We start from the raw sequence: 14,958 nt of genomic DNA on the forward strand, positions 1-14,958 counted from the left end.
CATCAGTCCTTCTTTTCCGGCTGTGCGGCCGGCGCGGCCTCGGGCGCTGCTGCGGCGGCGGGCTTGACCACGTTGCCCTTGGCCACGCGCACGCCACGGGACTTCATCCAGGCATCGAACTCCTCGGCCGTCATGCGCTTGCCGTTCTGGTTCATGTCAAAGCGCCACGGACCGTTGTCGAATTGGGTCTTGGGCTTGTAGCCCGCATCGGCAGTTGCCGCCGCGGCGGGTGCGGCCATCGCGACATTGCAACCCTCCAGCTTCAGCCGCTGCAACACGCGATCCACGGATTGCGATTCGTCGGCCGGCTGCGCCAGCACGCCGCTGGGTGCGCCCAGCTGGGTGGTGTTGGCGAACAGCTCGGGCGCCACCGGCTGCAGGATCGTGGTGCGGGCCGGCGTCGGCTGCGGGGACAGGGCATTGCAGGTGTCGGCGTAGGCGGCGGGCGCCATCAGGAAAAGCGAAGCAGCGAAAAGCGCGACACGCATGTCGATTGATCCGGGCAGGTGGTGCCCGGAAGTGTAAGAAACCCGGGCCTCGGCGATCAACCACTGCTGCATGTTTTTTATGCAAATCCCTGAAATAAAAGGATGAATACGCTGCGCTCGCATCGCTGTGCGCAGCAGCTCGCGCCGGGCCCGATCAAACGAACGCACAAAAGAAAAGCCTGGCTTGCGCCAGGCTTTTCCATATCACAGCTGGGCCGGTGTGCTGGCCCGTCCGGAACCTTAGTTCTGGACGTTCAGCTCGGTACGACGGTTACGCGCACGGCCTTCGGCGGTGTCGTTGGTGTCGATCGGGCGGCTCTCGCCGTAGCCGATCGGACCGACCAGACGCGAAGCGTCCACGCCGTTGCTGGTCAGGTAGTCGTACACGGTCTTGGCGCGACGCTCGGACAGCTTCTGGTTGTAGGCGTCGGTACCGACCGAGTCGGTGTGACCGGCGACTTCGACCTTCAGCTCGGGGTAGCGCTTCAGGATCTCGGTGGCCTCGGACAGGATGCTGACGGCATCCGGACGCAGGGTGGCCTTGTCGAAATCGAAGTTCACGCCCTTCAGGTCGATCGAGACCGGCACCGGGCAGCCGTCCGGACCGATGGTCTGGCCAGCCTGCGAACCGGGGCACTTGTCGTCGCAGTTGTTCACGCCGTCACCGTCGTCGTCCAGATCGGCGCAGGTGGTGGTCGGCGGCGGCGGCGGCGGCGGCGGAGCGGCTTCGGCGCGGGTGCCCAGCGGGATCACGACGCCGACCGAGGCCAGCACGTCACCGAAGTAATCTTCGTCCGGAGCGGCAACGCTCTGGTCGTCAAAGGAAGCGCGGTAGGCGACCTCGGCGCGCACGCCGACACGCTTCTCCAGGGTGGTCTGCAGACCGACGCCGACCTTGGCGGCGAAGTTGCCGTCCTTGCGGTCGATCGGGCCGCCGATACCGGCCGAGTACTCTTCCTCAGAGCGCTGGTAGCCCAGGCCCATCAGCACGTAGGGGTTCCAGCCACGGCCTTCGGAGATGAAGTGGCGACGCAGATCCAGCGAGGCGCCGTACTGGCTCCAGTTCAGATCCTTGTTGGCTTCGAAGTTCGGGTTCTGATAGTTCAGTTCGAAATCCAGCGACCAGTTCGGGCTGACGAACTTGCCCAGGCCGATGCTGCCGAACGGCGCGTCGTCGGTCAGACGGTCGCTGTCCTGGAAGTTGTAACCAACGGCGCCGGTCAGGTACCAACGATCATCGAAATCGGTCTCCTGAGCGGAGGCGGCGTGCGCAACGCTCATGCCGGCAATCAAGGCGGCGCAGAGGAGTTTCTTGTTCATGTATTGCTCCTAGAAAAATCGAGGATGGACTCAATCAGCAGCTGTCGATGGTTCAAGGCAGGCGAATGCTTGCTTGCCGGCCGGCCATGTCCCGCACGCCAACGGGGCGCACACTAGCCACGCAGTCGTGAAGGCTGTGTTAACAGGCATCTAACAAACCTGGGGCCGGTTCGGCACTTTTCTGCCCCTACGGACGGCCCGCAGACAGGAAGATCAAGATGCTCCGCCCGCCCGCGCGCCACACAACTTATTGTTTTGAAACGCCCTTGAGCGACTCTACCCGCGGCTGGGAAATCCCCGCCAAGCTAGATGAACGCATTCTGACGCAAGCGCCAATTCAGGGAACTCTACGCCATGCAAGCGCTTTGTGCGCACTCCAACGCTTTCTTGGCCTGTCCATAACGAAAGCGCGAGCCGAGCCCTGCTTGCGGAACATACCCGGCTTGGGCGCTTCCATCGAAGCGGCGACCAAGGTCGTGCTTGCCCCGTTGCGGGCCTTCCGGCATCGTTCGCGCATTCCGTACGCAAGCGTATTGACACATGAATCGCCAGCCCGCCGCTTCCGCCCTGCCCGCGAGCGAGTCTCCTTCCCCGTACCCGCACCTGTTCCAGCCACTGGATCTGGGCTTCACCACGCTGCGCAACCGCATCCTGATGGGCTCCATGCACACCGGACTGGAAGACCGCATTCGGGATTTTCCGAAACTGGCGGCCTACTTCGCCGAGCGCGCCGCGGGCGGCGTGGGGCTGATCGTCACCGGCGGTTTCGCGCCGAACGTGCGCGGTTGGCTCAAGCCCTTCGGCGGCAAGCTGTCCTGGCCCTGGGAAGCGCGCCCGCATCGGCAGCTGACCCAGGCCGCGCACGCCCACGGGGCGCGCATCTGCCTGCAGCTGCTGCATGCGGGGCGCTATGCCTACCACCCCTTCAGCGTGGCGCCTTCGGCGATCCAGGCGCCGATCAATCCTTTCAAGCCCAGGGCGCTGTCCTCCCGCGGCGTCGAACGCCAGATCGATGCTTACGCGCGCTCGGCGCAGCTGGCGCGCCAGGCCGGTTACGACGGCGTGGAGCTGATGGGCTCGGAGGGTTACTTCATCAATGAGTTCACCGCCCCGCGCACCAACAAGCGCAACGATGCCTGGGGTGGCGATGCCAACCGGCGCATGCGCATGGCGGTGGAGATCGTGCGCCGGGTGCGCGAGGCCTGTGGCCCGGACTTCATCATCATCTACCGGCTCTCGCTGGTGGATCTGGTGGAAGGCGGCAATGCCTGGGAGGACATCGTGGCCCAGGCACGGGCGGTGGAATATGCGGGCGCGAGCATCATCAATTCCGGGATCGGCTGGCACGAGGCGCGTGTGCCGACCATCGTGACCTCGGTGCCGCGCGCGGCCTTCGTCGATGTCACCGCCAAGTTGAAGCCGCATGTGCAAGTGCCGCTGGTGGCGACCAACCGCATCAATATGCCGGAGGTGGCAGAAGGCATCCTGGCCGCGGGCAAGGCCGACATGGTGTCGTTGGCGCGGCCCCTGCTGGCCGATCCGGAGTGGGCCAACAAGGCCCGCAGTGGACAGGCGCAGCGCATCAATACGTGCATCGCCTGCAATCAGGCCTGCCTGGACCATGTGTTCGAGAACAAGCGCGCCAGTTGCCTGGTCAATCCGCGCGCGGCGGCCGAGACCGAATTGAACTACCTGACCACCACGACACCGCGCCGCATCGCCGTGGTCGGCGCCGGGCCGGCGGGACTGGCCTGCGCAAGCGTGGCCGCGCAGCGCGGGCACGCGGTCACTCTGTTCGATGCCGCTGCCGAGATCGGCGGCCAGTTCAACTATGCCAAGCGCATCCCCGGCAAGGAGGAGTTCCACGAGACGCTGCGCTACTTCCAGCATCGACTGGAGGAGACCGGCGTTGCCGTGAGGTTGAACCAGCATGTGGATGCAGCGGCGCTGCAAGGATTCGATGTCGTGGTGCTGGCCACCGGCATCAGCCCACGCACGGTGAGCTTCCCGGGCAGCGACCACGCCAAGGTGGTCAGCTATGTGGACGTGCTTTCCGGCAAGGTGAAGGTCGGTGCGCGCGCGGCGCTGATCGGTGCCGGCGGCATCGGCTTCGATGTGGCCGAGTTCCTGGCCCATGAAGGTCCCTCGCCCAGTCTGGATGCCGGGCGCTGGATGCGCGAATGGGGCGTGGACCCGGCGTTCGAGGCGCCCGGCGGGTTGCTTGCGCCGGAGCCGGAACCGCCGGTACGCGAGCTGTGGCTGCTGCAGCGCACCGCGGGCAAGCCCGGCGCGCGGCTGGGCAAGACCAGTGGCTGGGTGCACCGCGCCACATTGAAAGCCAAGGGCGTGCGCATGCTGGGCGGCGTGGACTACCAGGGTGTGGACGATGAAGGACTGCACCTGCAGATCGACGGACAGCACCAGGTGCTGGAGGTGGATCACGTCGTGGTCTGCGCAGGCCAGGAGCCGCGCAGGGAATTGCATGCGGCGGTGCAGGCGCTTGGGTGCGAGGTGCACCTGATCGGCGGCGCCGACGTGGCCGCCGAGCTGGATGCCAAACGCGCCATCGCGCAAGGCAGTCGCCTGGCCGCGAGTCTGTGAGGGCAAGCCAGCAACGCTTGGTGGGCGCGGTGAAAAGTGCGGCGCATCACGAATTCGAGGCCATCGAACGGCCACCAAGTCAAGCCGGACCGTTCAGTCCGTGTTGGGAACCGCGCCCGTACCGTGCGCCAACTTTCTCACCGGCCCGCCACCCAGTACGGCGAGCCGGTTCGGTCTCCCTCCTCGATTGAGACCGAACACCGGGCAGCCCGCGTGTTGGCTGCCTCCCCATGACGCCCTGCCACGTCATCGGCCTTCCCCAGCTTGTTATGGGGTTGGACACGATGCTGTGGCCAAGACGGAGCAAGGAGTCTCATGAAACTGGCCTGGATCCTGTGGTTGTCGCAATTGCTGCCGCAACCCGCCGCCGATTCGCTGTGCCTTTCCACCACGGTCTACCTGGAAGCGCGCGACCAGTCCGTCCGCGGCCAGCAGGCCGTCGCCGAAGTCGCCCTGCGCCGCCTGGAAAGCGGCCTGTGGGGCAACTCGATGTGCGATGTGGTCACTGCGCGCAAGCAGTTTGCCCCCGCCCTGGTCTCGCCCGGCACGCGCCTGGGCAATTCCAATGCATGGAACCGCTCGGTCGATGTCGCCCTCAAGGCGGAGCAGAACTGGGCGCTGCCGGCGGGCGAGCGCAAGGAGATCGTGCCGGGGGCGAGTCACTTCGCCGCCCACGCCATCGCCAGCCCGAGCTGGCGTAACTCCTACCAGGTGGCGACCATTGGCGATCACACGTTCTATCGCGTACAGAAGCTGAGCCCTCGTTCTTCCTGACCCACGCCTGCGACTTGCCGCGATAACGCGATGCCCGGCCTGCTTGCCGGGCATCTTCGTTTTGGTCAACGTATCTTCCGCACCGAAGATCAGCCGCCTGCAAAGAGCAGCGTCGGCAGGTGCGATGCGCATGTATCAACCCGGAGATGCCATGCAGATGCGAGTTCGCATCGGCGTCGATGCATGTCCGCACGTGTTTTCGGCGACGAGCCAAGTGCACATGCCGCATAGAAGCGGCTTCAGCTGCGCACTGACTGGCCCGGCAGAGTGACTTCGCGGCGAAGCGGAATCGAATCTGCTCTTTTCACCAAGACCAAGCTGCGTGCGCTTTGTTCTGTGGGAGCGGCTTCAGCCGCGAATGGGCTTGCCCGGTAAAGCCCCATTCGCGGCTGAAGCCGCTCCCCTAGGATGTATCAAGATGGCTTGGAACTTCCGCAACTTGCCGCGCTGGCATCGCGGTGGCAATGCCAGCGGCTATGCTCGGCAACCTTTTCCGCCATCGAGAGATTTCAGCATGAAGCTGTACACCAAGCCCGGTGCCTGTTCGACCGCCGACCACATCGCGCTGCAATGGTCCGGCCTGCCGTTCGAGTTCCAGGCCTTGAATGCCGAGGAGATGAAGGCGCCGGCTTACCTGGCGATCAATCCGGCCGGCAGCGTCCCGACCCTGGTCGATGGGGACTTCGTGCTGACGCAGAACGCGGCCATCCTGGGCTACATCGCCGATCTGGCCCCGCAGGCCGGCCTGAGCGGCGATGGCTCGCCGCGGCAGCGGGCCGAGGCGCAGCGCTGGCTGTCCTTCGTCAATGCCGATCTGCACCCGGCCTTTACCCCGATGTTCGGGCCGGCCCGGTTCCTGGCCGATGCCGCGCAGCACGATGCCTTGCGTGCCACGGCGCGCGAGCGCGTGCGCACGCTGTTCGCGCGCGCCGAGGCGCAGCTGCAGGGACGCGACTGGCTGACCGGTTTCCGCAGCGTGGCCGACCCGTATCTCTACATCACCTTGCGCTGGGCCGAGCGCACCGGCGTGGACCTGTCGGACATGCCCAACCTGGCCGCGTTCCGCGCGCGCATGGACGCCGATGCCGGCGTGCAGGCCGCACTCAAGGCCGAAGGCGTGATCTGAAGCGCGGCGTCAGCCCACGCATGAACAAGGCCGCTCACGCGGCGTTGTTCGTTTGCGCCCTGCCCGTGCGCCCGGCACGGGCCTGCCGGCTTATTGCACGGTGAAGCTGCCATGCGCGCCATCGGCTTCGGCCGAGGGCGCGACCCACACGTCGAACACGCCGGCTTCCACCACCGGCTTGAGGTCCCAGCCGATGAAGGCCAGGTCCTGCCCGCGCAGCGTGAAACGCACGGTCTGCGAGGCACCGGCGGCCAGGGCGACCTTGCGGTAGTCCTTCAGCTCGCGCACCGGGCGGGTGATGCTGGCGGCGCGGTCGTGCACATAGAGCTGCACCACCTCCTCCACCGCGCGCGTGCCGCGGTTGCGGACTTCGGCCGAGACTTCGATGGTGCCGTCTGCCGCCATCGACTTGCCGCTGAGCGTGAGCTTGCCGTACTCGACATCGCCGTAGGTCAGGCCGTGGCCGAAGGGAAACAGCGCGCTGTTGGGGATGCCGCGGTAGTGCGTCTTGAACGGCTCCAGCTTCTCGCCCTCGGGGTTGGGACGACCGGTGGGCTTGTGGTCGTAGTAGTACGGCACCTGCCCCGGCTGGCGCGGGAAGCTGACCGGCAGGCGGCCCGAGGGGCTGGCTTCGCCGAACAACACATCAGCCAGCGCCTGCCCTGACGCCGAGCCCAGGAACCAGCTCACCAGGATCGCAGGCGCCTCCAGCGTGGCCCCCTCCAAGGCCAAGGCGCGGCCATTGCTGAGCACGATCACCAGCGGCTTGCCGGTGGCGGCGACCGCTTCGATCAAAGCCTGCTGCGGGGCCGGCATGACGATGGCCGTGCGCGACTGCGCCTCGCCCGATTGCTGCAGCGATTCGCCCACCGCCATCACCACCACGTCGGCATTGTTCGCCGCGGCCACCGCCTCTTCCACGCCGCCGGGCAAGGCCTCTTCGAAATCGCTGCCATCGACCACGGTCAGCTGCGAGGCATCGGCCATCAGCCCGCGCATGCCGGTGGCCAGGTCGGCCTTGCTGTCATCACCGGCGAACAGCACCCAGGGGCCGCGCGTCTGCTCCCAGTTGCGCGCCATCGGACCGATCAGCGCAATGCGCTGGCCGCTGCGCTTGAGCGGCAGCAGCTTGCGCTCGTTCTTCAGCAGCACCACCGACTTGACCGCCGCCTCGCGGGCCAGCGCCAGCGTTTCCGGCGTGCGCTGCGCAGCCTGGGCGCGCTTGCGGTCCATGCGGTGATAGGGGTCGTCGAACAGGCCCAGCGCCGCCTTGAACTGCAGCACACGGCGCACCGCGGTGTCGACCTTCTCCAGCGGCAGCTTGCCCTCGCGCACCAGTTCGGGCACGTACTTCAGGTACAGCCCGCTCTGCATGCTCATGTCCACGCCGGCCAGCAGCGCCAGGCGCGCGGCGTCCTTCTCATCGGTGGCGTAGCCGTGCAGGATCAGCTCGTTGTCGCCGGTGTAGTCCGACACCACCAGCCCGCTGAAATTCCACTCACCACGCAGCACCTGGTCCAGCAGCCAGGCATTGCCATGCGCGGGCACGCCGGAGATCTCGTTGAAGGCGGCCATCGTGGTGAGCGCACCGGCATCGAAGCCGGCCTGGAACGGCGGGAAGTAGGTCTGGCGCAGCGTGCGCTCGGACACGTCGACCGTGTTGTAGTCCAGGCCGCCTTCAGCGGCGCCATAGGCCGCAAAATGCTTGGGACATGCTGCCACCGCGTCGTTGCGAGCGATGCCATCGCCCTGGAACCCGCGCACGCGCGCCTGGGCCATGCGCTTGCCCAGCAGCAGGTCCTCGCCACTGCCCTCCACGCTGCGCCCCCAGCGCGCGTCGCGGGCGATATCCACCATCGGCGCGAAGGTCCAGTCGATGCCGACCGCACTGGCCTCCAGCGCCGCGGCACGGGCGGTGCGGCGTGCCAGGTCCGGATCGAAGCTGGCGGCCTCGCCCAGCGGCACCGGGAAGATGGTGCGGAAGCCATGGATGACGTCGGCCGCGAACAGCATCGGAATCTTCAGCCGGCTCTTCAGGGCCTCGCGCTGCAGCTGGCGATGCCAGTCCACATCCGAGCCGTTGAACACGCCAGTCAGGTGCCCGGCACGCGCCTCGGTGAGCTGCTGACCGGTGCGCTGCTGGGCGGCGGCAGGATTGGCCGCGGCCGCTTCCTTGCTGGTGAAAGAAGAAGCCATCAGCGTCAGCTGACCGGCCTTCTCTTCCAGCGTCATCTTGGCGATCAAGCCATCGATGAAGGCCGAGCGCTCGGCGTCGGCCATCGGCCCCAGGGCCAGGCCCATCGGCATGCGCGACATCAGGGCAAGGGAACTGGCGCCAAGCAGCAGCGAGCGGCGCGTCATACGGGCTTTCATGGGGCATCCTTGGGCAAGCGGCACGGCCGCGAGCGCGACCGGTGAAAACGTTTACGGTAACCACCGCCCCAGGCGAAGGCATGACGCACTGCAGCGAAAACGCGCCGACCTACTGTTGACAAGCGTCGAGCGCCATCGCCGGGCGGCCGATACTGCCCTACAAAGCGGCGATTCAACGAAACGCCGCTTGCGCCTGATCGAGACCGGACCTGCGCTCAGCGCTGGTCGATCGGCACGAAGGTCTGATCTTCCGGGCCGGTGTAGTTGGCGCTGGGGCGAATGATCTTGCCGTCGATGCGCTGCTCGATCACATGCGCGCTCCACCCCGCGGTGCGGGCGATGACGAACAGCGGCGTGAACATCGCCGTCGGCACCCCCATCATGTGGTAGCTGACCGCGCTGAACCAGTCCAGGTTGGGGAACATCTTCTTGATGTCCCACATCACCGACTCCAGGCGCTCTGCGATGTCGTACATCTTCATGCTGCCCTGCTCTTCGGACAGCTCCCTGGCGACCTGCTTGATGACCTTGTTGCGCGGATCGCTGACGGTGTAGACCGGGTGACCGAAACCGATGACCACCTCCTTGCGCTCCACCCGCGCGCGGATGTCGGCTTCGGCCTCGTCCGGGCTGTCGTAGCGCTTCTGCACTTCGAAGGCCACTTCATTGGCGCCGCCGTGCTTAGGCCCACGCAAGGCGCCGATGCCGCCGCAGATGGCGCTGTACATGTCGCTGCCGGTGCCGGCAACGACACGGCTGGTGAAGGTCGAGGCGTTGAACTCATGCTCGGCATACAGCACCAGCGAGGTGTGCATGGCCTTGACCCAGGACTCGGCCGGCTTCTTCCCGTGCAGCAGGTGCAGGAAATGCCCACCGATGGAGTCGTCATCGGTCTCCACCTCGATGCGCTTGCCGTTGAAAGCGAAGTGATACCAGTACAGCAGCATCGACCCGAGGCTGGCCATCAGCTTGTCGGCGATGTCGCGCGCACCGGGATGATTGTGGTCGTCCTTCTCCGGCAGCACGCAGCCGAGCACCGACACGCCGGTACGCATGACATCCATCGGATGCGCGCTGGGCGGCAGCTGTTCCAGCGCGGTCTTCACCGCCGCAGGTAAGCCGCGCAGCATCTTCAGCTTGGCCTTGTAGCCGCGCAGCTCGGCCTTGGTCGGCAGCTTGCCATGCACCAGCAGGTAGGCGATTTCCTCGAACTCGCTCTTGGCCAGGTCCAGGATGTCGTAGCCGCGGTAGTGCAGGTCGTTGCCGCTGCGTCCCACGGTGCACAGAGCGGTGTTGCCCGCCGGGGTCCCGGACAGGGCGACGGATTTCTTGGGCTTGAAGCCGGTGGCGGTGGTGGTGTCTGACATGGTGTTTCCTCCCGATGGTGGCATTGACGCGTCAGCGCTGGTCCGACGGCGGTGTGCGCTGGGCCAGCAGCTGCTGCAGCATCTGGATCTGCTGGTTTTGCAGCTCCACCAGCGCGGCCCAGTCCTGCTCGCGCAGCTGGTTGAGCTTTTCGTGTACCTGCAGGATCTCCAGCTCGGCCTTCACGTTGACCTGGTAGTCGTTCTCCGCGCGCAGGCGGTCGGCCGAGGCCTGCCGGTTCTGGCTCATCATGATGATGGGCGCCTGGATCGCCGCCAGGCACGACAGGCACAGGTTGAGCAGGATGTAGGGGTATGGATCGAAGGCCTTGGCCAGCACCAGGCTGTTGAGCGCCATCCACACCGCCAGGAACACGCCGAAGGCGATGATGAAGCGCCAGCTGCCGCCCACCGCGGCGACCTTGTCGGCCACGCGCTCGCCGAAGCTGCGGCCCTGATCGAACTCCCGGTCGACATTGCGCGCGACCTGGCGCCGCGAAATGAAGCGCTCCACGATCGCGCGTTCTTCTTCCTGCAGGGTGTCCAGCTCGCGCTGCAGCAGCTGGCGGGCGGTCTGGCGCCGGTCGATGCGGCTACGGTGCCTGGATTCGGAGGTCGGCGGGTGCGGCGTGTTCATGGCGTGCGCGATCGCGGGCTGGGGGGAGGCCGATCATGCGCGCTTGGTGGCGAACAATGCATCCAGCTTGCCTTCGAAGGCGTGGTAGCCGATGCGCTCGTACAGCTCCTCGCGGGTCTGCATGGTGTCGATGACCGCCTTCTGGTGGCCCTCACGACGGATGCTTTCGTAGACCTGCTCGGCGGCCTTGTTCATGGCCCGGAACGCCGACAGCGGATACAGCTGGATCCCGACGCCGACACTGGCCAGCTCCTCGCGCGTGAACAAGGGGGTGGCCCCGAACTCGGTGATGTTGGCCAGCACCGGCACCTTCACCGCCTCGACGAAACGGCGGTAGGTCTCCAGGTCGTAGGAGGCCTCGGCGAAGATGCCATCGGCACCGGCTTCAACGCAGGCGATGGCGCGCTCGATGGCCTTGTCCACGCCCTCGACCTGGATCGCATCGGTGCGCGCGATCAGGAAGAACTGCGGATCGGTCTTGGCATCGGCCGCGGCCTTGATGCGATCGACCATCTCGGCCTGGGAGACGATCTCCTTGCCTGGGCGGTGCCCGCAGCGCTTGGCGCCCACCTGGTCCTCGAGGTGGCAGGCGGCCGCGCCAGCCTTGATCAGCGACTTCACCGTACGCTCGATGTTGAAGGCGCTGGCGCCGAACCCGGTATCGATATCCACCATCAGCGGCAGGTCGCAGACATCGGTGATGCGGCGGGTGTCGATCAACACGTCTTCCAGCGTGTTGATGCCCAGGTCCGGCATGCCCAGCGAGCCGGCGGCCACGCCGCCGCCGGACAGGTAGATCGCCTTGTAGCCGGCGCGCTTGGCCAGCAGCGCGTGGTTGGCGTTGATCGCGCCGATCACCTGCAGAGGGGACTCGGCGGCCAGGGCGGCGCGGAAGCGCGCGCCTGCGGACGGGATGGACATGGGGCCTCCTTCGAACTTGCACGGTGCCGCCGGTGCGGCAGGACGGCGAGGAATCTGGCACTCTTCAACACGTTGATCAATCTTGATTCCATCAATCAACGCATCTTCATGGCCGACGATCTCATCCCTGCCCGCGAAGCCTGCCGCATCCTTGGCATCAGCGCGGCCACCCTGTATGCCTATGTCAGCCGCGGGCTGCTGGAATCGCGCCCTGGCGCCGAGGCGCGCAGCCGCATGTACCGCAGGCAGGACGTGGAGCGCCTGCTGCAGAACAAGCGCGCGGGCCGCGGCGCAGCCCGCGGGGCGGCGCAGAGCCTGGACCGCGGCCTGCCGGTGATGGAAACGCGGATCTCGCTGATCCGCCCCGAGGGGCCCTACTACCGCGGGCGCTCGGCCATCGCCATGGTGCGCGACGGGGCGAGCCTGGAGGACACCGCACGCCTGCTCTGGGATTGCGAAGACGATGACCCCTTCCAGGCGCCGCCAGCGCCGTGGCCGGCGGTGGTGCGCGCCATCGCCCAGGATGCCGCGCTGCCGGCGCTGGAACGCACGCTGGCGGTGACGCCGCTGCTGGCGCTGCAGGTGCGCCACTCGTTCAACCAGTCGGCGCAGGTGCGCCGACAGATCGCGGCGGACCTGCTGCGACACAACGCCGCCCTGCTGATCGCGCGCGCGCCCGATGCCGCGCCGGTGCATCTGCAGGTGTCCCAGGCCCTGTGCCCAGGCGATCCCCGCTTTGCCGAGCTGGTGCGCGCGGCCCTGGTGCTGTGCGCCGATCACGAACTAAATGTCTCGGCCTTCGCCGCACGGGTGGTGGCCTCCACCGGCGCGCATCTGCATGCCACCGTGTGCAGTGGATTGGCCGCCCTGTCCGGGCCACGCCATGGCGGCGCCACCGCACGCGCCTATGCCGTGATCGAAGGCGGCGCCCAGGCGCTCGCCCAGCGCTGGCAGCACGGCGAGGACCTGCCCGGTTTCGGCCACGCGCTGTATCTGCAGGGCGATCCGCGCGCGGCCGAGCTGCTGGCGCTGCTGCGCCATGCCGACCTGCCGCGCATGGCGCAGCTGGAGGCTGTCATCGCACGGGCGGGCGAGGTCAGCGGCCTGCAGCCCAATGTCGACCTCATGCTGGCCGCGATCTGCTGGCTGCACGGCCTGCCCGCCGCGCCCGCGCTGACCCTGTTCGCTACCGGCCGCCTGGCCGGCTGGCTGGCCCACGCGCTGGAGCAGCAGAGCCTGGGCAAGTTGATCCGGCCGCGTGCGCGGTACGTGGGCGTGGAGCGAGGAACGAGTGCGGTGGAGCGAGGAACGAGGAACGAGTGAAAAGCCGGCGCTCCTGCCTTCACTCGTTCCTCGTTCCTCTCCACTCGTTCCTCGTCTTCAACTCCCCGCATCCGGCCCACGCGACAACGCCCGGCGCACTTCTTCCAGCGCATTGGGATCGTCCAGCGTGGACAGGTCGCCGGGGTCGCCGCCCTGGGCCAGGGCCTGGATGGAACGGCGCAGCAGCTTGCCCGAGCGCGTCTTGGGCAAGGCGTTGACGATGTAGACCCGCGCCGGGCGCGCCACCGCGCCCAGGTGGTCGACCACGATCTTGCGCATGCCATCGGCCGCGGCGCTGCGCGCCTGGGTTTCCTCCGTGACCTGGCGCAGGGTGGCGAACACCACCGGCACCTGCCCCTTGACCTCGTCGGCCACGCCGATCACCGCCGCTTCGGCCACGGCGCCGTAGCCGGAAACCGACTCCTCGATCTCGCGCGTGCCCAGGCGATGGCCGGCGACATTGATGACATCGTCGGTGCGCCCCAGGATGAAGGTGTATCCATCCTCGTCGCGGATCGCCCAGTCCAGCGAGCTGTACAGCAGCTCCTTGAAATGGCTGAAGTAGCTGTCGACGAAACGCTGGTCGTCGCGCCAGATGGTGCTCATGCAGCCCGGCGGCAGCGGCGGCTCGATCACCAGCACGCCCTTCTGGTTCGGCCCGACGGTCTGGCCCGTTGCCTCGTCGATGACCTTCATCCTGTAGCCGAGATTCGCAAAGCCCGGCGAGCCGAACCGCACCGGCTTCATGTCCAGCCCAGGCAACAGGCACAGCGCCGGCCAACCGGTCTCGGTCTGCCAATAGTTGTCGATCACTGGCTTGTGCAGCGCGTCGTTGATCCAGTGCGCGGTCGGCTCGTCCAGCGGCTCGCCGGCCAGGAACAGGTACTTCAACTCGGACAGGTCGTGGCGCTTGATGAAATCCACGTCGTGCTTCTTCAGCACGCGGATCGCCGTGGGCGAGGAGAACATCGTGCGCACGCCGTACTGCTCGCACAGCGCCCACCAGATGCCCGCGTCGGGCGTCAGCGGCAGGCCTTCGTACAGCAGCGAGGTGCAGCCCCCGATCAGCGGGCCGTAGACGTTGTAGGAGTGCCCCACCGCCCAACCCACGTCGGAGGTGGAGAACATCACCTGCCCGGGCGCGCAATCGAAGATGGTGCGCATCGATTGCGCCATCGCCACCGCGTAGCCGCCGACATCGCGCTGCACACCCTTGGGCTTGCCGGTGGTGCCGGAGGTGTAGAGCAGATAGCTGGGCTCGTTGGATTCCAGCCACTCCACCGGCACCTGCGCATCGCCGACTTCCGCGCGCAGCGTGGCGTAGTCCTCATCGCGCCCGGCGACCTTGGGCTCGGCCGCGTCCAGCCCGCGCGAGACGATCAGCACCCTGGGCGGTGCGTACTCGGCCTCGGCGCAGGCCGCATCGATCATCGGCTTGTACGGGATCACCTTGCCGCCGCGGCTGCCGGCATCGGCGGCGATCAGCAGCTTGGGCTGGGCGTCGTCGATCCGCAGCGCCAGGTTGTGCGCGGCGAACCCGCCGAACACCACCGAATGCACCGCGCCGATGCGCGCGCAGGCCAGCATGGCGAACACCGCCTCGGCCATGTTCGGCATGTAGATGACCACGCGGTCGCCGCGCTGCACGTCCAGGCGCTTGAGCACCGCGGCGAAGGCGTTGACCTCGGCATGCAGCTGCGCATAGGTCACCTCGCGGGTGACGTTGGTCTCGGTGGAGATCGCCACCAACGCCAGCTGGTCGGCACGCTCGGCCAGGTGCCGGTCAACCGCGTTGTAGCAAAGGTTGGTGAGGCCGCCGACGAACCAGCGCCGGAACGGCGGCTTGTCGTATTCCAGGATCTGCTGCGGCGGCCTGTGCCAGTGGATGGCCTTGGCCTCCTCGGCCCAGAACGCCTCCGGCTCCTCCACCGACCTGCGATGGATCTCTTCATAGCCCATGACCGCCCTCCCAGACGCCAAGATGGGCTGAGCATAGGCCCGCGCGCAGGCTCCAACCTTCCGACCATGGTC

The 14,958-nt window shown here is 67.1% G+C and carries 11 protein-coding genes; 4 read left to right on the forward strand and 7 right to left on the reverse strand.

Annotation, left to right across the window (positions count from 1 at the left end; genetic code table 11):
• Nucleotides 1-2: 2 nt before the first annotated feature.
• Both EPA99_RS11760 and EPA99_RS11765 read right to left on the reverse strand, forming a co-directional pair.
• Nucleotides 3-488, reverse strand: a complete 486-nt coding sequence (locus tag EPA99_RS11760) for a hypothetical protein (protein ID WP_129471410.1) — start codon at nucleotides 486-488, stop codon at nucleotides 3-5.
• A gap of 240 nt (nucleotides 489-728) precedes the next feature.
• Entirely contained in the window at nucleotides 729-1,808 is a 1,080-nt protein-coding gene (locus EPA99_RS11765) for an OmpA family protein (protein WP_129471411.1), read from the reverse strand.
• A 540-nt stretch (nucleotides 1,809-2,348) separates the two neighbouring features.
• Here EPA99_RS11765 and EPA99_RS11770 point away from each other — a divergent pair.
• The 3 genes from EPA99_RS11770 (at nucleotide 2,349) to EPA99_RS11780 (ending at nucleotide 6,309) form a co-directional block, all read left to right on the forward strand.
• Entirely contained in the window at nucleotides 2,349-4,409 is a 2,061-nt protein-coding gene (locus EPA99_RS11770; RefSeq protein ID WP_129471412.1) for an NADPH-dependent 2,4-dienoyl-CoA reductase, read from the forward strand.
• Nucleotides 4,410-4,724: 315 nt separating this feature from the next.
• Nucleotides 4,725-5,183: a cell wall hydrolase gene (locus EPA99_RS11775; protein ID WP_129471413.1), complete on the forward strand. Its 459-nt coding sequence runs from the start codon at nucleotides 4,725-4,727 to the stop codon at nucleotides 5,181-5,183.
• Between the two features lie 514 nt (nucleotides 5,184-5,697).
• Complete coding sequence (locus EPA99_RS11780; RefSeq protein ID WP_129471414.1) at nucleotides 5,698-6,309, forward strand: glutathione S-transferase family protein; 612 nt, start codon at nucleotides 5,698-5,700, stop codon at nucleotides 6,307-6,309.
• A 90-nt stretch (nucleotides 6,310-6,399) separates the two neighbouring features.
• Here EPA99_RS11780 and EPA99_RS11785 read toward each other — a convergent pair whose 3' ends face one another.
• From EPA99_RS11785 to prpB, 4 genes are all read right to left on the reverse strand, one after another.
• Nucleotides 6,400-8,682, reverse strand: coding sequence for a glycoside hydrolase family 3 N-terminal domain-containing protein (locus EPA99_RS11785; RefSeq protein ID WP_129471415.1), 2,283 nt, complete (start codon nucleotides 8,680-8,682; stop codon nucleotides 6,400-6,402).
• A gap of 215 nt (nucleotides 8,683-8,897) precedes the next feature.
• Nucleotides 8,898-10,049, reverse strand: coding sequence for a bifunctional 2-methylcitrate synthase/citrate synthase (gene prpC / locus EPA99_RS11790; protein WP_129471416.1), 1,152 nt, complete (start codon nucleotides 10,047-10,049; stop codon nucleotides 8,898-8,900).
• Between the two features lie 31 nt (nucleotides 10,050-10,080).
• Nucleotides 10,081-10,683, reverse strand: a complete 603-nt coding sequence (locus EPA99_RS11795; RefSeq protein WP_129471417.1) for a DUF1003 domain-containing protein — start codon at nucleotides 10,681-10,683, stop codon at nucleotides 10,081-10,083.
• Between the two features lie 33 nt (nucleotides 10,684-10,716).
• Nucleotides 10,717-11,604 (reverse strand): methylisocitrate lyase, encoded by an 888-nt coding sequence (gene prpB / locus EPA99_RS11800; protein WP_129471418.1) that lies wholly within the window; start codon nucleotides 11,602-11,604, stop codon nucleotides 10,717-10,719.
• Between the two features lie 108 nt (nucleotides 11,605-11,712).
• Between prpB and EPA99_RS11805 the strand changes: the two genes are divergently transcribed.
• Complete coding sequence (locus EPA99_RS11805) at nucleotides 11,713-12,927, forward strand: citrate synthase family protein (protein ID WP_129471419.1); 1,215 nt, start codon at nucleotides 11,713-11,715, stop codon at nucleotides 12,925-12,927.
• Between the two features lie 57 nt (nucleotides 12,928-12,984).
• Here EPA99_RS11805 and prpE read toward each other — a convergent pair whose 3' ends face one another.
• Nucleotides 12,985-14,886, reverse strand: a complete 1,902-nt coding sequence (gene prpE, locus EPA99_RS11810) for a propionate--CoA ligase (RefSeq protein WP_129471420.1) — start codon at nucleotides 14,884-14,886, stop codon at nucleotides 12,985-12,987.
• Nucleotides 14,887-14,958: the final 72 nt, after the last annotated feature.

The sequence above is a fragment of the Pseudoxanthomonas composti genome, assembly GCF_004122095.1.
Taxonomy (GTDB): Bacteria; Pseudomonadota; Gammaproteobacteria; order Xanthomonadales; family Xanthomonadaceae; genus Pseudoxanthomonas_A; species Pseudoxanthomonas_A composti.